The organism is Carboxylicivirga sediminis, from assembly GCF_018156225.1.
Classification (GTDB): Bacteria; Bacteroidota; Bacteroidia; order Bacteroidales; family Marinilabiliaceae; genus Carboxylicivirga; species Carboxylicivirga sediminis.
This window is the reverse complement of the sequence record NZ_JAGTAR010000009.1, coordinates 26,235-44,287: the sequence shown is the minus strand read 5'-3', so window position 1 is coordinate 44,287 and position 18,053 is coordinate 26,235. Positions and strand designations below refer to the sequence as shown.

General features: G+C 39.2%; 28 protein-coding genes. 24 read left to right on the top strand and 4 right to left on the bottom strand.

What is annotated here, in order from left to right; translation table 11 throughout:
• Nucleotides 1-96 precede the first annotated feature (96 nt).
• The 11 genes from KDU71_RS07575 to KDU71_RS07525 all read left to right on the top strand — a co-directional run bounded on the left by KDU71_RS07575 (nucleotide 97) and on the right by KDU71_RS07525 (nucleotide 6,741).
• Nucleotides 97-489, top strand: a complete 393-nt coding sequence (locus tag KDU71_RS07575) for a hypothetical protein (protein WP_212189323.1) — start codon at nucleotides 97-99, stop codon at nucleotides 487-489.
• Complete coding sequence (locus tag KDU71_RS07570) at nucleotides 486-758, top strand: hypothetical protein (protein WP_212189322.1); 273 nt, start codon at nucleotides 486-488, stop codon at nucleotides 756-758. The genes KDU71_RS07575 and KDU71_RS07570 overlap by 4 nt, the downstream gene beginning before the upstream one ends.
• Nucleotides 739-1,146: a hypothetical protein gene (locus KDU71_RS07565; RefSeq protein ID WP_212189321.1), complete on the top strand. Its 408-nt coding sequence runs from the start codon at nucleotides 739-741 to the stop codon at nucleotides 1,144-1,146. Before KDU71_RS07570 ends, KDU71_RS07565 begins: the two co-directional genes overlap by 20 nt.
• Nucleotides 1,128-1,529 carry a DUF3127 domain-containing protein gene (locus KDU71_RS07560; protein WP_212189320.1) on the top strand — a complete coding sequence of 134 codons (402 nt, stop codon included), beginning with the start codon at nucleotides 1,128-1,130 and terminating at the stop codon, nucleotides 1,527-1,529. Before KDU71_RS07565 ends, KDU71_RS07560 begins: the two co-directional genes overlap by 19 nt.
• A gap of 174 nt (nucleotides 1,530-1,703) precedes the next feature.
• Nucleotides 1,704-1,931: a hypothetical protein gene (locus KDU71_RS07555; RefSeq protein WP_212189319.1), complete on the top strand. Its 228-nt coding sequence runs from the start codon at nucleotides 1,704-1,706 to the stop codon at nucleotides 1,929-1,931.
• Nucleotides 1,928-2,323 carry a hypothetical protein gene (locus KDU71_RS07550; protein ID WP_212189318.1) on the top strand — a complete coding sequence of 132 codons (396 nt, stop codon included), beginning with the start codon at nucleotides 1,928-1,930 and terminating at the stop codon, nucleotides 2,321-2,323. The genes KDU71_RS07555 and KDU71_RS07550 overlap by 4 nt, the downstream gene beginning before the upstream one ends.
• On the top strand, nucleotides 2,320-2,535 hold the full coding sequence (locus KDU71_RS07545) for a hypothetical protein (RefSeq protein WP_212189317.1): 216 nt from the start codon (nucleotides 2,320-2,322) through the stop codon (nucleotides 2,533-2,535). Before KDU71_RS07550 ends, KDU71_RS07545 begins: the two co-directional genes overlap by 4 nt.
• Nucleotides 2,522-2,707 (top strand): hypothetical protein, encoded by a 186-nt coding sequence (locus KDU71_RS07540; protein ID WP_212189316.1) that lies wholly within the window; start codon nucleotides 2,522-2,524, stop codon nucleotides 2,705-2,707. The genes KDU71_RS07545 and KDU71_RS07540 overlap by 14 nt, the downstream gene beginning before the upstream one ends.
• Nucleotides 2,689-3,084 carry a hypothetical protein gene (locus KDU71_RS07535; protein ID WP_212189315.1) on the top strand — a complete coding sequence of 132 codons (396 nt, stop codon included), beginning with the start codon at nucleotides 2,689-2,691 and terminating at the stop codon, nucleotides 3,082-3,084. The genes KDU71_RS07540 and KDU71_RS07535 overlap by 19 nt, the downstream gene beginning before the upstream one ends.
• Before the next feature lie 358 nt (nucleotides 3,085-3,442).
• On the top strand, nucleotides 3,443-4,864 hold the full coding sequence (locus tag KDU71_RS07530; RefSeq protein WP_212189314.1) for a phage portal protein: 1,422 nt from the start codon (nucleotides 3,443-3,445) through the stop codon (nucleotides 4,862-4,864).
• Nucleotides 4,864-6,741: a hypothetical protein gene (locus tag KDU71_RS07525; RefSeq protein ID WP_212189313.1), complete on the top strand. Its 1,878-nt coding sequence runs from the start codon at nucleotides 4,864-4,866 to the stop codon at nucleotides 6,739-6,741. Before KDU71_RS07530 ends, KDU71_RS07525 begins: the two co-directional genes overlap by 1 nt.
• Here the strand turns inward: KDU71_RS07525 and KDU71_RS07520 are convergent.
• The 4 genes from KDU71_RS07520 to KDU71_RS07505 form a co-directional block, all read right to left on the bottom strand.
• Nucleotides 6,725-6,952, bottom strand: a complete 228-nt coding sequence (locus KDU71_RS07520; protein ID WP_212189312.1) for a hypothetical protein — start codon at nucleotides 6,950-6,952, stop codon at nucleotides 6,725-6,727. The genes KDU71_RS07525 and KDU71_RS07520 overlap by 17 nt on opposite strands.
• Before the next feature lie 95 nt (nucleotides 6,953-7,047).
• Nucleotides 7,048-7,623, bottom strand: a complete 576-nt coding sequence (locus KDU71_RS07515) for a hypothetical protein (RefSeq protein WP_212189311.1) — start codon at nucleotides 7,621-7,623, stop codon at nucleotides 7,048-7,050.
• Nucleotides 7,620-8,153: a hypothetical protein gene (locus KDU71_RS07510; protein WP_212189310.1), complete on the bottom strand. Its 534-nt coding sequence runs from the start codon at nucleotides 8,151-8,153 to the stop codon at nucleotides 7,620-7,622. Before KDU71_RS07510 ends, KDU71_RS07515 begins: the two co-directional genes overlap by 4 nt.
• Nucleotides 8,153-8,959, bottom strand: a complete 807-nt coding sequence (locus tag KDU71_RS07505) for a hypothetical protein (RefSeq protein WP_212189309.1) — start codon at nucleotides 8,957-8,959, stop codon at nucleotides 8,153-8,155. The genes KDU71_RS07510 and KDU71_RS07505 overlap by 1 nt, the downstream gene beginning before the upstream one ends.
• Before the next feature lie 54 nt (nucleotides 8,960-9,013).
• Here KDU71_RS07505 and KDU71_RS07500 point away from each other — a divergent pair, with 54 nt between their 5' ends.
• The 13 genes from KDU71_RS07500 (at nucleotide 9,014) to KDU71_RS07440 (ending at nucleotide 18,051) form a co-directional block, all read left to right on the top strand.
• Nucleotides 9,014-10,708, top strand: a complete 1,695-nt coding sequence (locus KDU71_RS07500; protein ID WP_212189308.1) for a hypothetical protein — start codon at nucleotides 9,014-9,016, stop codon at nucleotides 10,706-10,708.
• Nucleotides 10,708-10,995 (top strand): hypothetical protein, encoded by a 288-nt coding sequence (locus KDU71_RS07495; RefSeq protein ID WP_212189307.1) that lies wholly within the window; start codon nucleotides 10,708-10,710, stop codon nucleotides 10,993-10,995. Before KDU71_RS07500 ends, KDU71_RS07495 begins: the two co-directional genes overlap by 1 nt.
• 37 nt (nucleotides 10,996-11,032) lie before the next feature.
• Complete coding sequence (locus KDU71_RS07490) at nucleotides 11,033-11,302, top strand: P-loop NTPase family protein (protein ID WP_212189306.1); 270 nt, start codon at nucleotides 11,033-11,035, stop codon at nucleotides 11,300-11,302.
• Complete coding sequence (locus KDU71_RS07485; RefSeq protein ID WP_212189305.1) at nucleotides 11,299-12,180, top strand: hypothetical protein; 882 nt, start codon at nucleotides 11,299-11,301, stop codon at nucleotides 12,178-12,180. The genes KDU71_RS07490 and KDU71_RS07485 overlap by 4 nt, the downstream gene beginning before the upstream one ends.
• Before the next feature lie 2 nt (nucleotides 12,181-12,182).
• Complete coding sequence (locus KDU71_RS07480) at nucleotides 12,183-12,806, top strand: hypothetical protein (RefSeq protein ID WP_212189304.1); 624 nt, start codon at nucleotides 12,183-12,185, stop codon at nucleotides 12,804-12,806.
• A 117-nt stretch (nucleotides 12,807-12,923) separates the two neighbouring features.
• The gene (locus KDU71_RS07475) at nucleotides 12,924-13,637 is read left to right on the top strand and encodes a hypothetical protein (RefSeq protein WP_212189303.1); all 714 of its coding nucleotides are present in this window, start codon (nucleotides 12,924-12,926) and stop codon (nucleotides 13,635-13,637) included.
• Nucleotides 13,638-13,680: 43 nt separating this feature from the next.
• A complete protein-coding gene (locus KDU71_RS07470) occupies nucleotides 13,681-14,151 on the top strand; it encodes a hypothetical protein (RefSeq protein ID WP_212189302.1) in 471 nt (156 codons plus the stop codon).
• Nucleotides 14,152-14,685: 534 nt separating this feature from the next.
• A complete protein-coding gene (locus KDU71_RS07465) occupies nucleotides 14,686-15,261 on the top strand; it encodes a hypothetical protein (protein WP_212189301.1) in 576 nt (191 codons plus the stop codon).
• A 40-nt stretch (nucleotides 15,262-15,301) separates the two neighbouring features.
• On the top strand, nucleotides 15,302-15,898 hold the full coding sequence (locus KDU71_RS07460; RefSeq protein WP_212189300.1) for a hypothetical protein: 597 nt from the start codon (nucleotides 15,302-15,304) through the stop codon (nucleotides 15,896-15,898).
• Nucleotides 15,899-15,985: 87 nt separating this feature from the next.
• Nucleotides 15,986-16,996: a major capsid protein gene (locus KDU71_RS07455; protein ID WP_212189299.1), complete on the top strand. Its 1,011-nt coding sequence runs from the start codon at nucleotides 15,986-15,988 to the stop codon at nucleotides 16,994-16,996.
• 20 nt (nucleotides 16,997-17,016) lie between these two features.
• Entirely contained in the window at nucleotides 17,017-17,316 is a 300-nt protein-coding gene (locus KDU71_RS07450) for a hypothetical protein (RefSeq protein ID WP_212189298.1), read from the top strand.
• Nucleotides 17,310-17,603: a hypothetical protein gene (locus KDU71_RS07445; RefSeq protein WP_212189297.1), complete on the top strand. Its 294-nt coding sequence runs from the start codon at nucleotides 17,310-17,312 to the stop codon at nucleotides 17,601-17,603. Before KDU71_RS07450 ends, KDU71_RS07445 begins: the two co-directional genes overlap by 7 nt.
• 1 nt (nucleotide 17,604) lies before the next feature.
• Nucleotides 17,605-18,051, top strand: a complete 447-nt coding sequence (locus tag KDU71_RS07440) for a hypothetical protein (RefSeq protein WP_212189296.1) — start codon at nucleotides 17,605-17,607, stop codon at nucleotides 18,049-18,051.
• Nucleotides 18,052-18,053: the final 2 nt, after the last annotated feature.

Here is an 18,053-nt window from a genome sequence, read left to right as displayed (position 1 = left end):
TATCATGTGTTCACGCTCCGTGAACATGTGCCAATATCGAACAACTAAGATTCAATAACTATGAAGTATGTAAAACGCTTTTTCGCATGGCCTTTTATGGTCCTAATGTTTTCAATTGTTGCGACGATTGATTTCTTCCACAATGTTTATCTATTCACTGTTTACGGTGGCAATGTTGATTTAAAAACCTCAAAGCAGAAAGAAAAATGCCCATGGTCAGACAAAGCAATCCGCGACTTTGTAGATCGGATGGAACACCTGCCAGCTCCCGAGGAAGACGAGTTCACTCCACTATCCGAAAAGCTTTCGTCACGCTACCCCTTCCCTATTTGGGATGTGCGTCCATTGGTGAAGCGCCTTCGTGAAAACAACGACGAAAAGGACACTGAAAAGATAGCAGCAAAGGTGCTTGCACACGCCGATAAGTACACCGTGACTATCGAAGATTCATATAAAGCATTGGAAATTTTAGACGAGTTGAGAGCATGAAAACAGCTATTCAAATAATAATCGCATTAGTGGCCCTTTGTTACGTCGGAGGGTTACAAATCACATTGAATCCTTTCAGTATAAAACTAAACGATTGGCGACCAATGGTTGCTTGGTTTTTTATATCCATTGCAATCACATTGTTTCAGAGTCAAGGACGTTTGCAGGGCTATAAAAAAGGCTGCAAAGATGGCGCGTCAGGCATGGTTGAGGAGATTAAAAAAGAGTTTCACTTAATACCGAAGGACGATGAAAACACTACACCTTAACCTCCTGCGCCATTGGTTTGACATGGTGAGAAATGGCATCAAAGAGGAAGAATACCGTGAGATTACGCCTTATTGGTGTAGCAGGCTCTTATTGTACGAAGGAATCCATTGCTCAAACGATTGGTGGGCTTGGAATGTGTTTCATGGGGATATCATTCAGAAGCTTCAAAAAGGCTTTGATAAGGGCTTATTCACCTTCAAACCCTTCGACACCATCACCTTTTCCAATGGCTATTCCAAAACGCGCGATCAGTTCGAAATTGAAAAGCTCAACATCAATATCGACACCGGAAACCCTGATTGGGGAGCTACGAAAGGGAAACGATATTTTGTTTTAACTTTAGGTAAGATAATCAAACCCATTGTACCATGCCAAACTTCGAACTAACCGGCTATCTACGTGAAAAAGGCCACGTACAAGAACTAGGAAACCGCTTTTACAAGCGTGAATTTGTTATTGAAGTCATCAACGAAAAGAACCAGGAATGGAACGATTTCATCAAGTTTCAACTGACTGGTGATAGATGCTCTTTGATTGATGGTCACGAAATAGGCCACTTCATCAAAGTATTGTTCAACATCCGAGGTAAGAAATGGGAGAAAGATGGCAAAGTGAGCTATTTCACCAATCTGGAACCGTGGAAGATTGAGGTTAATACTTCATACATTCCCGAGCAGGACGCTTCCAGCTTCCAAGGAACGAACAACCAGGAGTTGACGCAACCAGCCGACCTGACGCCTGACAGTCCGGAAGAGGACCTTCCTTTTTAGTGAATGAACTATTCACCTATTTGCCACTGAAGAGAAACCATTGATAAAGGGTCCTTCACCTCAGGTGCATCTCTCCTATCTCAATTCTGATACTTGCTTGCTTGTTTTGGATGTCCAGTTTATTAACTAATAGACTGGACTTTCTATTTTATTGTGAACCAATAATGATGAAGTATGGATAATTTGAAAATTGCTGTATTTACACGCACACTAGATGAATTCAAAGACATGCGCTTTTATCCGAAAGAAATGTTTGTAAGAATCGCCGATGTTCGCTCGATATGCGGTGTGGTGTTTTCTGGTGTAATTGAAACCGCCGGATGGTGGAGAAGTTCTGTTCTTGGGCCTGAACAGGGATATGAAGCATTAAAAGAGAGACAACCTGAATTATTTAAGTCATGAAAATCACACAAGGATACACGCTAAGTCAGTTTGTTGATATTATGAAGGCTGACGGATGGAAGGAATCTGATTTAATCTATCGTTACAATGAGTTCCTCAAGCAGCCATTGACGAAAGAGATGTTTGTGAATAATAAGAAATGTCCTATCGCTCCATGTGAAAACTATCAGGTTAAAGTTAAGCAGTTCAGAGAAGCCGAAAAGAAGGTGATTTTTGAAGATGTAAGAATCGAACCATACACACATCATTCTCCAATTAAAGACCTGTTTGTTAACAACAAATTTATTGCAAGAACAGACAGTTTAGGCAATTGGAATTTTAATTGTACAACTTTAGGTGATCTATTCGAAGCAACAAAAGGAGAATTAACCCTTAAAAATGTGGAGGTATGAAAACTATTGAATTTACAGTGTATACACCGCAAGAACTTCCTCCTAAATCAGGTTTTTACGATGGTACAACCAGCTCACCTGTTTTTGCTAAGTGCCTAACAATCCAAGGCAAAGAACGCAATGCAACGGCTGTTTATGATTACTCACATAATAAGTGGCGCTTTTTTGGAGCCGGTATTAAAGAAATAATTGAATGGTATGAAACTACGTGAAATAACCTTCAAAAACGGCTTTATTATCGATATCTATTTAGAATTCGATATCGGTTTAATGATAGGCGCTAATATGGTAGGTGAACGCTTTTATTTCGGCTTCTCACTACCGTTTATTCATGTTGATTTTAGTTATCCAATAAAGAATAAGCCATGCAAGCAAACGAACTAAGGATTGGGAACCTTATTAATGTTAGCAATCCAGCTCAATGTCCTTTTAGAATAGATGGATTTGAATTTTTGAGACAAGAAGATTGTAAGGTTGAACAGCACACAGAAGCTATGTTTGGTCATCCTCTAACCTGGTATTTTAAAGACTTAAAACCCATCCCCCTCACAAATCATTATTTCCAAAACTTCGGCTTCACCAAAGATGAACTTGGCTACTGGACCAAAGGTGATTCAATCTACAGCTTTGTTGATAGAGGTGATTTAGGATATATGCTTGTTATCGCTGATAATGAGTACAAGGAAACGTATATCAAGCACGTTCATAGGTTGCAGAACCTTTGGTTTGAATTAACTGGTGAAGAGTTGCAAATAAAATAAGAAAGCCCCTAAAAGGGGCTTATTATTGCCAAAGGGTATGCACGTATTTCTACTGTAGCATCATTTGTTATCTCTTTGTTATCGTCGGAAAGTTTATTTTCAGCAAAATGTTTACGATACACACCCTTTATGGCATTATAGATTGTTATCGCGGAGCCAATCAACCCCACTATTTCTAAAATTGTCATATCAGTTGTGTTAAAAAGTTAATAAAATGCTGTTGCACCTTCGGAACCACAACAGTCGCCCTTTGGCCCCACAAAGCTAACATATTATCTCTAATTACATATAATCCCACCTATCAACCAATATATTATACGTAACTGCATACAGCTTCTATTTTAAGCTAAAATGCATTATGCCCTCATTTAAAGACCTCCTTGCAAAGCACGGTAAAGACTATGATAAAATCATATCGGAGCTAACCAAAGACACGATAGACGACCGTAAAACGGAAGAATATATCGACGAATATAAAGGCAAGCGTGAACGACGGAGTAAGTCGGTTGGCAAGCGTGAAAACAAGATTATTGGCGAAGGAACCGATAAGAAGATTGTTGAGGTAGCTAAGCTGGTCTTTAACTTTCCTAAAAAGATTGTGCGTACTGCCGTTGCCTTCTGTGTTGGTGGCGACATGGTGGTGTCTTCCGGCGGTGATGCGGATGATGCATTTAACCTGTTTAAGACAACCTGGGAGAAGAAGCTGAAGATGAAGAATAACATCAAGAAGTTTGTTCGCACCGTGATGATCGAGACAAAAGCGGCTCTTCTCTTCTACCCTATTACTGAAGGCGAAGAGGATGATAAGGTGATGGGGCTGAGAGTGTCTTTGCTTGATAGTGAAAGTGGTGAGTTTTATCCTCACTTTGATAAGTACAAGGACATGGACGCCTTTACACGGCGTTACAAGACCAAGAACGAGGATGATAAGGATGTTACTGTTGTTGAGGTTTATACCGCCGAACAGATTACCACCTTCACAAAGGAGAGTGGTGATTATCAGATGACGGCGAAGAAGAATCTCTTTGGAAAAATACCTGTTGTATATGCCGAACAGAGTCAGCCTGAGTGGGAGGATATCGTAACACTAATGGATGCTTTTGAAATGCGTCTAAGTCGTTTAGCTGATTCGAACGATTACTTCGCTGAACCATTATTAAAGCTTTTTGGAGAGGTTGAAAGCTTGCCAGGTAAAGACAAGGTTGGGAAGATGGTGAAGTTTAAGATGGAAAAGAACTTGAGTGGCGATGGCAAGGTGTCACATGGTGATGCAGAATACCTAACCTGGGATCAGATGCCGGACAGTACAAAGTTGGAGCTTGAGCAGCTTTGGAACGGCATTTTCTCCATGACTTCAACACCTGATTTATCCTTCGATAACGTGAAAGGTATTGGTGCCAATCTATCGGGCATCGCTCTTAAAATGATGTTCCTTGATGCACTTCTTAAAGCACAGGAAAACCAAGAGACCTTCGGTGAAGCTATTCAGCGTATGGTATCAGTTGTAATTGCCGGTATTGGCTATTGGGAATCAAAATACAAAAAAGACCTTGAAGAAGCTGATATCGAGGTGAAGCATAACGATCCGATTCCTGACGACCTCAAAGAATGGCTCGAATCGCTTGGTCAGGCCAAAGCGGATGGTGTTATGAGTCTCGAAACTATTATTGACAATAACCCATTGGCTAAAGACAAGAAGAAAGAGCTTGAAAGTATCCGCAAAGAGCAGCAAAGCAACGCATCCAGAGAAGGCGATACAATCATCGGTAGTCAGGAATAATGCCAGTACTCACCAAAACTATATCGAACTACGAGAGGCAGCTTATTCAACGGTTGATAGCTCAGGAGGCGTTAATCAATAGCGCCTTCAATGATTTGGTGCGCAACGTTAGTCCTCACCTGGCAAAATGGACGGCCAACAATCGCAACTCGGTGTGGATTCGTAATTCGCGAATTGAGAATGCCATTGAAATGGAGCTGGCTTCTTTTCATCAGGATGTATTAGATATCATACAGGCTCAACAGCAAGCCGGATGGAACCTATCAGACATGAAGAATGACAGTATCTTCAAAAATTACATCGAAGGAATGGGTCTTTCGTCGGCTGTTAAAGAAGGCCTGTTCGTGCGTAATATGGATGCACTGGCCGCATTTCAAAAGCGCAAGATGGATGGTATTGATTTATCTTCTCGTGTATGGAACCTGTCGAAGCAAAATAAGATACATATTGAACTTTTCCTGCAGGGAGGTATTGCAACAGGCCGAAGTGCCGCTGAGATAGCACGTGATTTGCGCCAATATCTGAATAATCCGGATAAACGCTTTCGAAGAGTTTTAAATCCTAAAACCGGCAAGCTGGAACTATCCAAACCAGCTCGTAACTATCACCCGGGCCAAGGTGTATATCGCAGTGCTGTTCAAAATGCTTTACGTATATCACGCACTGAAACGAACATGGCGTATCGTTCGGCTGATCATGAGCGTTGGAAGGATAATGAAACGATACTTGGCGTTGAGGTGAAGTTATCCAATGCACATCCGATGGTCGATATTTGCGATTACATGCAAGGCCAATATCCAAAGGGCTTCAAATTTATCGGCTGGCACCCAAATTGTATCTGCTACTCAGTGCCGGTCCTGCTCTCTCAGGATGACTTTGTGAAGCATTTGCATGGCGACTTAGACGCTTCGAAACAATACGTTCAAACGCTGCCTGATAATGCCAACAAATACATTGCTGCTAACACAACCAGGTTTCGCGGATGGAAGAACGAACCGTATTGGCTGCAAGATAACTTTGTATTTAAGAATGGGGCCTATGTGCCGAAGATGGGCAATAAGAGAGCTATTAAGCTGGTGGTGGAGAGTGTGGAGCCAATTAAACCCAAACATGAAAGTCTCTCAAAGACAGCTAAGCTACTTCGTAATGGTGGCAATGTTACTAATCAATTAATTAGGGATGTCATACACTCCTACGCCTCTGAGTTTCCAAATAAGTTTCATGGCAAGCTTAACAAAGTATCTATCCGTCAAAACATGAACGGCATGATGCACAATAGCCGCTCATATAATACGCTCACAGGTAGATATGCTATTGAAAATGGCAATTCGATTGCTATCAGAGATGCTTTTTATGATGTTGGTGGAGGTTATAATCCAGCACAAGCACTGAAAGAAGCTTTTGTGGCTATACAAAAGAATAAGCCATTGACCTTTAACCAGGAATATGCAGTCGAAAGTTTATGGCATGAGATTCGACATGCCGGTGCAAAAGGTTGGCATCACTACAAATACGGCACCGACCTAAGAAAGGTGCCAATGGAAACATTGAATCAATTCTGTGCGCGTCATTCATACGATGGCTTTTTAAAACAGCTAGGTGGTAAGGCTTATCATCAGAAGGCAATTATTGAGGAAGGATTCGGATATAAGAACTTACTGGATAACTTCAGAACGGCGCTTAAGCACTATAGTATCGACGAAAAGGTTGCTTACAATTATTTTAAAGACATCATCCAAAGTAAACCATATGAGGACATGTCAAGCTATATAGCTACCTTCTTTAAGCAGTATAATGTAAAAGCTGCTAATGCGATTTCCGAATGTCTATATTGGAGGAAAAGCGAATTTATGAAACTCCTTAAGGGTGATGCATAGTTCTTAGACAGTCAAGCTTATCTTGTTCCGGGAGTTGATTAGCATAGAATTCGGCCTTTTCGATATCGTTTCGATGATTGTAAAGAAAGGCTAAATGAAATAAGGCCGTCTCTTTTCCAAGAACCCTCAGATAGGCAACTTCATTAGGGAAATAAACACCAATGGCTTCTTTCTCCTCTTGAGTGATACTATGTTGAAATACTGTTTCCATTAACACATAAAGTTAAGGCGTTTTGGTTAAAATAGATAGAACAACTCTATTGTATGTGAAATGTAAATAAGCAATCCATATACTAAAGTAACTCTTTAGTCTTTTTTACAAATTTGTTCATTGATTATCTTCTTAGATGTATCAAATAAAAATTCATTGCCATACAAATCCTGAAACTCAACGCGAATTCTAATTCCATTAAAGAAATTGATAAACGTCTTAAATTCAGCCTTATTAGAGCAAATTAGTTCACCTTTCACTATATTCATATTGGCACCTTCTTTCAGTACAACATCTTTATTGATAACTGAACGAGCAACATTTCTAAAACCAATACTTACCTTACCTCTTACAAAATGAATAAAGGCATCCCAAAACTTCTCACAACTATCAAACTCTTCATCTAACCAATAGTATATTACCCTTTTTATAATTGCGGGACCAATTCCATTATTTTCTATAATGCATTGAAATTCACCTGTAGGTTGTGGCTTTTTTAATAGACAAATAAATGGTTTCACCGACAGTTCCTTATGTTCTTGCTCCTTTTTACCAGCTCGAACGGTATACCTTAATGCTAGAACAGACACCACAAAACTCATAAAAGCAACCAATATGGCGGCATTGTCTCTTATGAAGCAGTATATCCCACACCATATTGAATCATTCATTTGTTATTGCTTTTTTTATTGGTTTCGAAAACATATTGCTTGTCGTAAATATCTGAGTAAACAACTTTTACGCTTACTGAATATATAAACCGAAGAAACACTTCGAATTTATGATCATTAAGTTCTTTATAATCCCCTTTGAATAAAACCAGTTTATCGCCACTACAAGCAGAATAACTCTCAACAGATCGAAGGTAGTATTCATTTGTGTACTTGAGATATTCCACCCAATTGTAGTGCTCAAAACAATCTTCGATTAGGTATTCAAAATCTGTAAATGATTTATCATTAATCGTGTATTCTATTTCTTCTAAAATAGCTGGTCCTGTTCCTCCATTATACAAATACACTTCAATTATATTATCAACCTCATTAATAGTGGATATAGACATAAATGGCCTTACAGACAATCTCTTATGCTTGTGATCCCTAACATTAAAAATAATCGTAGTTATCAACGCCAGTATAGAAATAAACACCGCCATACATTCTGTAGGGTGCTCCAAAAAGAAGAAATAAATCTTACACATTACGATTTGTTTTTTAATAGCTCCGCTAGAAGCGTATTTATATCTATACCATTGACTTCATCCTTGATAACCAATGAAGAATTATTTCTCTCAACATTAGTATATGACTTAATTAAATCGGGTATAACATCTTGGTTATTTGTGGATAACTTATAGGCTGCAATTTTATATTGCAATGAGGTAAGTTCATCTTCAAAGAACTTAGCTTCTTTTAATAAGTTTAAGTATAATCGGAGAAAGAAAAATGAAATCGTTTGAACAAAAAAGGCGAAGGATATCCTAGGTATATAATAATTTGACAACTCTTTATCGTTTAATTCCTGAAAAAACAATGTAAATCCCAATACTGAGAGGGCTCCAATTGAAATTAATATTCCAATGACTAAATATGCATTAGCGGCTCTTTTCCTTTTTTTTATTAGTTCCTGAAACCTATCTTGAAGCTTAAATAAATGTCTTATTTTGTTAGATTTCTTCTTCTTTTTTAATACTGAAGTGTAGTTATTAGATGAGGCAACAAAAATTAAGGCTATAGCCATTGTTAAAAGCACACCATAGAATATAATCATCATTCCACTATCCATTTCTTTTGACTGTGCATCTGGCAAATAATTCCTTAATGGAGTAAAAGCAATTAAGACTATTATCATAGTAGTATAAACGGACAGACTTACTCCGATTATCAAGTAAACATTAAGTCTTGACAAATGCATACCAAAGATTTCCTCGTAAGTAGATTCGTTAAAAATAGCAAGCCTATAACGCTTCCTTAGTTTTTCTAAAAGCTTTTCATTGTTTTTCTTCATGATTATGAGGTTTCCCCAAAGTTAACAAAATTCTATTTTCCTCTAAACAACAGTATGATAACCGAAGACCTTATTCAAGAGGCTCTCAAGTTACCACGAAGAGGTAGAGTCGCACTGCAAAAGCATTTTAATCTAACACAAAGCCAGGCGCGTAAGCTGGCGATTATACTCACAGATCGTGAACAACAAACGCTAAAAACCTCCCATCAAGCAACCACATCATCCATTATTGATAAACGAGAAGTAAGTAAGATAATCAGCAACCAAAGTTTGCTTCATCAACAAAAAGTGGATATCATTTCTCAGAAGTATCAAATATCCAAAAAAGAGGTTCAAGGCTGGATGTCTGAAATGGGCGTTGAGGTGAAGAATAAACAGTTTGCTAAAGCAAAACACCGACATTTGTTTAAAACAAACCGTTATATAGTGACGTCTGCACAGAACGACACTACCACTAATATTGAATTCCTTGACAACATAAAAGCACTTGCTAAACATGTTAAAGCTGAAATTATAGTGATTCCAACGCGATATAAGAATCCTACGGCGGTAGAGGCAAAAATGCACTATGACTGGGATCAGCGTTTAGACAATTATCTATATGCTCAAAAAATCGAATTACATAAAAACCTTGTAGTTGCCGGTGATTTGAAAATACAAGCCACAACTGCAATTCCCACCAGTCGTATTGAGTTAATAGGTGGTGGCAAATCTGTAATTGTTGGTGCTCCGCGTATCGAACTCCGCTCTTTGCCTGTCTTCCCTCAGATGCAAAACGTGTATTTACATTCAACCGGCACCGTTAGTGATATAAACATGTCAGATACAGTAGCGGGTGGCGTTGCTGCCGCACACCATTCGTATGGTTTTGTTTTTGTTGATATCGAAAACGAAGATATCGTATATACACATAATGTTTCGGCCGAAAAAGATGGTTCATTTACCTTGTTTAATCTACACGTAAGTAATAGCGAAATAAGTCAGGTAGATATCCCTTGGTTATTTATGGGTGATTCCCATTTAGCACAGATTGATAAAGAAATTACACGTCAACATCGACAAATAATCAAGCAATTTCGCATTAAACATGTTGCACTAAATGACATCTTTGATTCATCCTCAGCCAATGTACATCATAAGGATGTTGTGGATCGTTTTAGGAACTACATTGAAGGTAAAAGCAATATCAAGGAGGAGTTAAAAGCCATGATTGATGAGTTAACCTGGTTTAGTCTAAATGTAAAAGAAACCTATGTCATCCGCTCAAATCATGATGATATGCTTGATCGAACGATTCGAAAAACTGATTTCTCAAGTGTTTCAGAAAATGCACTAATTATGGCTGAATTATTACACACGCTGCTTAAGGGCCAAGAGGATGAAAACTTCAAAGGATTAATACCCTCGATTATAAATAAGCGGTTTGAAAACGTCATTGGCCTTGGCATTAATGATATTCTAGAATATAAGGGGGTTTATATGCAACATGGCCATGTTGGTGCTAATGGCTCAAAAGGGTCTATTACATCTTATTCAAAACTACCATTTAAAACACTTATTGCACATTCGCACACTCCATCAATCAAAGGTGGCTCCTACCAGGTTGGTTTAGCCTGTAAGATGGAGCACGGCTATAACGAAGGCTTAACTTCCTGGGCTTTTTGTTCTGCTCTCATATCGGCGCAAGGTAAGCGACAGTTGATTTTGTTTAATAAACACAGTAAGAAGTTCACCACACTTTTTAATTAATGACCTACCCCGAATACTATCTCAAAGAATTAGCAAACAAAGCCAACCTCAAAAGCCTTAAAAATTCGCTGTATGATGAGGCTCGACGTGTTGGCAAAGGACGTAAGCCGGTGACTAATTTCGCTTTCGACTTACTCAATAAAGAACGGCTCCGGCTGGCTGAAATACTAAACAATATTGAGCCGGAAAAGAGAAAAAGCGATGATATCGCACCCACAGTTCAGCAATATGTTACAGAGTTATCGAAAGTATTGGGAGTTAAGCTGATTCAAAAAAGTTGGTGTTGACGGTTCTATTTTACTATGAATCAATAACAAATCAACTATGAAAGCACTTGAATTTGAAGAAGTGAACTCGCGTATTGCTGAGAAGCAAGAAGAGTACGAAACCTTGCCGGCATGCATCCGAATTGATAAGCCGGAATGTCATATTATCACATGCTTTGAACTTTCCGACGAAGAGATTGAGGAGATTGTGAAAACCAAAAAGCTTTGGCATGTACAGTTATCATTTGCTCAACCGATGCAGCCAATCTTGATGACCACGAAAAAGCCTGATGACCTATTGTCGAACCCTCCACGATTGAAGAAATGAAAAAGCTAACCATCGCCATCGACTTTGACGGCACTGTTTGCACCTATGCACAGTGGCCCAAGATTGGACAACCTCAGGAGTATGCCAAAGACGTTATCAATAAGCTGTATGATGAAGGCCATACGATCATCATTAACAGCTTGAGAGAAGGCGTTTATCAACACCAGGCCGAAAGGTGGCTCGAACAACATGGTATTAACTACCATCACTTTAATGAGAATTCACCGGCCAATATCAAAAAGTATTACGAGTGTCGTAAGATTGGCGCTGATGTGTACATCGACGATCGTAATATCAACGGTTTGCCCAAATGGATCGATATCTATGCCATGATTCAGAACATGTGCAAGCCGGTTATTATTGGCATCGTTGGTGAAAGCGGTTCCGGAAAAACGATGCTGGCCGAACACATGGAAGAGAAGTATGGGATTAAGATGATTGAAAGCCGGACGACACGCCCACCGCGTCATGAAGATGAAAAAGGCCATACGTTTGTTTCGGATGAGGAATTTGACACTTATGAGCAGGACGATATGTTGGCCTTCACAAAGTTTGGTGATTATCGTTATTGCTGTCTTAAAAAGGATATTGAGCAAATCAACACCTACGTAATTGACGAGCATGGTTTGAAGTACCTGAAGCAGACCTTTGGTAGTGACTACAACATTATTTCCCTTCGAATATGGAGAGCAGAAGAAGCGCGAACCAAGCATGCCGATGAGGAACGTGTGAAGCGTGACGAAGGTAAGTTCACGATGAGACGTGATGAGTTCGACTATTCGATATCAAACCGATATGAAATGAAGGAAGGTGTTTTTTCGAGGGCTAATGAGATACTGACTGAAATATTCATTCGCAACCCATTTTATAAGCTGTAGTGATGAGGAAAAGAGGCACTGATATAAAAGGCTTTGAGCTGTTTGTATTCAATATTAAGAATCTATTCTGGTGGCTTAAATACACACTCTTTTTTGAGAGGTGGCGAGTTAAGCATAATGATATAATCAAATCAGCCTTAGATAAAGGAAACACAGTCAATAGAATCAGAGAGGCAATGCTCACCTGGGCCAATCGAAGATGGGGCGAAAGAGAATTTTTATATAAGGCATTGAAAGAACACCGGTGTGGATCGCTGGCTTATCAAATTGACCCTTACCATATCAGAGCAAAAGAATTGTATTTGAGTTCTCCTTTTAAGTCGCTTAAGGATATTGATTTAAGCAGGCCTTTAGCTGTATTCAGACCTGATGTTCCATATCTAGACAAGGATGGTAAATACAAGACAATCACCTATGGATACAGAGATGAGGTGAAAGTTATTACAACCAGGAAGATTGAGTACAAAGGTAACTATCGGCAGGTAGATTCAATTAATGGTTATGGGGTTACTTGTCTACGTTACGCCACCGAAGAAGAAATCATGCAGCATATAAAGATGCAACACAAAAAAGAAGCACTTCTATTTTGTAGAAAGCACAACACACTTCCGATAGTATTACATTAAAAAATATTGCTCTGGTTCTTTTCCTCTTTTACTTGTTTGCATGTTGCCCATGATTAGCCTCCGAAAGGGGGCTTTTCTTTTATTGACATTATTGTATGTTATTGATAATTTAGATATATGGATTTTATACCTGATATAGCAATTAACTTGGCTTTTATAGTGGGCATTATAGCTCAATTAGTAAAGGTTTTTGATTTGCTTTTAAAACCACAACAAAAGAAGATTATCGAATCAGCAGTTGAAACACTGGTCTTGAGATTAGAATATACAAAGCCAATTAAGTGGCTGGAAAAATTAATAAATAAGAAGTTTTTATTAGCAATTGTTATAGTTGTGTTATTGTTAATCACGGTGCTAATTCTTGAAATCACACGTGTATTTTCAGGCGTTGCCTATTCTTCATCAGACTTAATTTTTGCCTTATTCCTTATTATCGTTGCCGGAATTCCTGTTTTCCTTTATGGATATCCTTTGTCTAAATGGTTAGTAAAGGATGTCCATCCAATTAAGTTTTTCTTGAAATCAATTATTATTTTAACTGTTTCATTAATTGTTCTATTAACCTCTGATTATATTGGAGAAAATATGGGTTCCGATTGGAGCACATGGCTTTTCATAGTCACCGGACTATATCCTGCTTCGCTTATTTTTCTGATATCAATTTTAATAACATTCACATTAATGTTATTGATATTGGTTATTAAACTACTAGTAATTATCAGTCGGTTTATATGTTGGCGTATCCTTGACTACAACAAAGGACCTGTCGCAGCTATAACACTAATCATAACCGTTGGATTAGGTACATGGAAATTATTTCTTGAGCATTAATTAATACATTCAGTTGGCTTTTCTATTTTAAGAGAAACCGACCATGAAACAATTCACTCACCGCGAACTCTGCTTAAAAGCTGCCAGATATCTAAAGAATCAAGGGATTGTAAAATTCAGCAAATGCACACACGTTGTTTGTGAACTCGAAAAGATTGGAGAATGCCCGGATGCATTCGGCTATTCAAACAATTCAACCCAACTAATCGAAGTAAAGGTATCTCGCTCCGACTTTCTTTCAGATAAGAAAAAACAATGGCGTAGATTTCCTGCCTGGGGAATGGGTGACCACAGAAGTTACTTATGTCCTGAAGGGCTAATAAAGCCCGAAGAGTTGCCAGATAAATGGGGCCTACTGTATGCAGATGGCAAAGGTAAAATATCTGTCATAGTTGACGCTGTTCGTCAAAAATCAAACAGAATGGAGGAGCTAAATGCTTTACGCTCAATTATGCGTCGTGAAGGAATTAAGCCAGGTATCTTTAGTTATAAGAAATATGCTAATGAGACCTGATTTAATGACATTCTGTTAAACACAACACTCTTTTTACACCCCTTAAAAACATGTTTTACAACATATTTTCAAACGGTTTGAAACCCTTTCGAACCATTCGAAATCCTTTCGAACCATTTCAAAGGATTAAATCAGTTTTTTAAGACTCATTTTGTTTAAAGTTGGTTAGTCATTTCTAACGGTGTTGTTATGAATATGTTAAAAATTAGATATTTTATAATACGTTGTATATCTGTATATTAAGAAACCCTTTCGAACCATTCGAAACCGTTCGAAACCCTTTCGAACCATTGGGTAACCCTTCGGGAAATAGAAAGGGAAATAGAAAGGGAAGTTGTATACAAACGCGTACGCGAAAAACTCCCTCCTCTCCTTTTTTCTTCAATTTAACATATCTAGTCACTGAGATTTCGTGCTTCTATTTTTTCACAGACGATTACCGAATCAATCGGATAACAAACAAATTTTTGAAGTATGAAACAAAAAATTCTTGACTTCCTCAAGGGTAAATTAAGCGGGGTTCCGACAACGTTTTTGGAAGGGGTTGCTGCCGACTTTAGCAAAACCATTACCGAGGAGGCACAAATCGAAACCGTCTTGACTGATGGGGTCATTTCCAGTTTAAAGTTCTCGGCTCAGTTCGCTCAAACAGAAGGCGATCGCAGGGTGAATGACGGCTTAAAGGCTTGGCGCGAAAAGCACAACCTGGATGAGAACGGTAAACCCATTGAATCACCGACGCCCCCAAAGCCTGGTGATGATAAGAACGTTCCTGATTGGGCTAAGGGATTGATAGAGAAAGTAGACCAAATGGCTACTACTCAGGAGTCAATAACTAAGTCGCAAAAGAGCGCTCAAGCCCTAGAAACCGTCAAAGCACAACTGAAAGAAAAAGGGGTGCCCGACAAGTTTCTTGACACCTACGCCAAACAGGTGGATCTGGAAGCCGAAGACTTGAATGCATCAGTGGAAGCAGCTTACAACAGCTACGACACGTTGCAAAAAGGCATTAAGGCTGAACTGATTGAAAGTGGTGACTACAAGCCGTCTGGTGGCAGTGCTACCGAGGAGACAACCACCGAGTCTATTAAAACTTGGTCTCCGTCATAGGCTTGAAATCAATTAATGTTTAACTAAAACGGACATTGAGATGCAATTTGTAATTAAAAATCCCGATCCCATCAAAAAGGAATTATGGCCCGAAGAATCGGTCTATAAACTGACTGGTGGTTTTACATTCGACCGGTCCGTCCTGAAGGATGGGGTTGATATGTTGGAAAAAGGAGCTTTGTTTGCCGCTGATTACGCCAATAAAACGGCCAAATTAGTGAAGACTGCAAAGCTTCATGCTAATGCTACAAATGCGGCAACAGATTACCAGGTTGGTAAGAATCATCAATTCAAAGTTGGGGAGTACTTTGCTGCAACAAAAGGTGGTGCTGCTTATGCCATTACTGCAGTTGATACTTCAAACGCTGCATATGATGTGATTACTCTTGGAACAACTCTTGGTGTGGCTCTTACTGCTGCGGACGATGTTGTTTTCTTCGAATCTTCTGCTGAAGGCGCTGATGTAGCTGCTGAAAAGAATGTGGCTAACACTGTTTTGATTCACGATCAGAAATTAGAAGAGCACAATGCTATTAACCTGGCCGCTCGTATTTTCGAAATCATCGAATCGAAATTGCCTTATGCTGTTCATGCGCTTAACAAGACTTCGTTGGGCGACAGATTCTTATTTGTCTAATTTTTAAATGTTTGAATAATGGTTATAGATGATATTTTTGGAAAAGCAAAACCGTTTCAAGCTTACTTAGACAAGGTTTCTGAGAAATTGGACGGTGTTCAATGGAAAAAGTGGTTCCGATGGAAGTACACTCCAACGTTGACTTTTGAAGGAATCCTTGCGAAGTCGGCTCGTGTATATGCCGGTACTGTTGTAGCCGAAGGTGCTCGTGCTCCAAGGCGTGAAAGGCAAAACTTGCAGCCATTCACCGGAAGCGTTGCTTCCATGAAAGATGGTTTTCAGCTTGGTCACAAAGAGATGCGTGATATGTTGGATTTGGAAGATGCGATTAAGCGCGGTGTTGTCAATGGCGACGCAGTTATGAATCACCTCTTTCCGGATATTCAGGCGTTAATGCTTGCTCCTCACAAGCGTTTGGATATTTGGTCTGGTCAAATCATGTCAAATGGTACTGCAACGGTTGACGCAAGTGATAACCCAAATGGAGTTCAGTTCACCGTTGATTTTGGTGTGACTAAAGACAAGGTGATTACAAAAGCTTGGTCTACTTTATATGCAGATCATAAGCCTATCACCGACATCCGCACAATTCTTGAAGAGCAAAAAGCGAAAGGTAAGCAATACTCTAAGATTAAGATGAGTCGCGTGACCTTCAATAAGATGATTGCATCTTCTGAGATTGCCGGTACGTTTAATATGTCGTTTAAGTCTGGAAATAAGACTTACACCAATACGCCACAAAACATTATTACCCTTGAAATGATCAATGCTCAGTTTGCGGCTCTTGGATTGCCTATCGTTGAGTTGATTGAATATGGAGTTCAGATTTACGACGGCACTTTGGTTTATCCTTTCAAGGACGACGTGTTTACATTACATGCTGATGATATGTTTGGCGATGCATGGCACTCATATGCTGTTGAAGAGCGCTTGCCAGATAAGAAGAATAACAAGACTTATTCGAAATCTGACAATGTACTGTTCAAATACACTCAAGGTGAAGACGAACGCATCATGGAATATGAATTGAATGCATTCTTAACACCTAACGTGGTGAATAGTATGTTGATTGTTGATACTGCGAATAAACGCGCATAATCTCTTAACGAGTTCAGAAAATGACAAATTTTGAAGCCATATATTCTTTTCCTGGTATCGATAACCTCGATGAGGTATTGGTGAATAAAATATTAGTAGACCGTGGCCTTCAGGCCACGGCTACTTATTCAGGTGAAACAAACGAGTTTTGCCTTGCTGTTGCTGACTTATCCAAACATGCGGCATCTTTACCCGATTTCTCCGACGGAAAAGTGAGTGAGAAGATTTCACGTGCGGCTTTAATGGCTCGTGTGGAAGAATACCTCGAAAAAGCTGGTGTAAAGCAAACCAACATCACTGACGGCACCGACTCATGGTAAAGCGCTTCCCTCATACAATCACAATCGAATCGCCTTCTTTTAAAGAGGTGGATGGCCAACTGCAGAAGCAGGATACTGTTAAAGCCACTATAAAAGGTCGATTTGAGCCGCTTTCAATACCTAAAGTAGTATTAAAAGAAGGTGGTGACAGTGTTGAGGTTTCGTTATGTGTATTCACCAAAGTAAAGCCTATCTCTGATGCAGTGAGCGTGACCTTTGACGGCCAAAAATACAATGTTGTGAAGTGGGAGGCTTGGCAAACATATTCCATTATTTATCTGAAGTGATATGTTACAGCCATTGTATTCAAATAATGATGTGAGCCGCTTCATCGATAAGTTTCAGAAGGAAACAAAGCAACGTTTTTATGACATTTTTGTACAGGCTGGTGAGCATGGCGTCCGTATTGCCAGAACAGAAGGAAGGTATATCGACCACACTGGAAACTTAAGAAGCTCAATTGGCTATGCAGTGGCCGACAGTGGCTCTATCAAGGTAGAGAACTTCCAGAAAGCAGGTGTCGGAACTGATCAGGAAAAAGGATTATCCGAAGCTAAACGCCTGGCTAATGAAGTGGCCAAACAACACCATTTTGGATTAGTACTCATCATTGTAGCCGGTATGGATTACGCCGTTTATGTCGAAAACATGGAGAATAAAGATGTATTAACCAATGCCGTATTCTCTACCCAAACGTATTTGAAAGAGTTGATGGTTAAGATATTAAAATACTAATA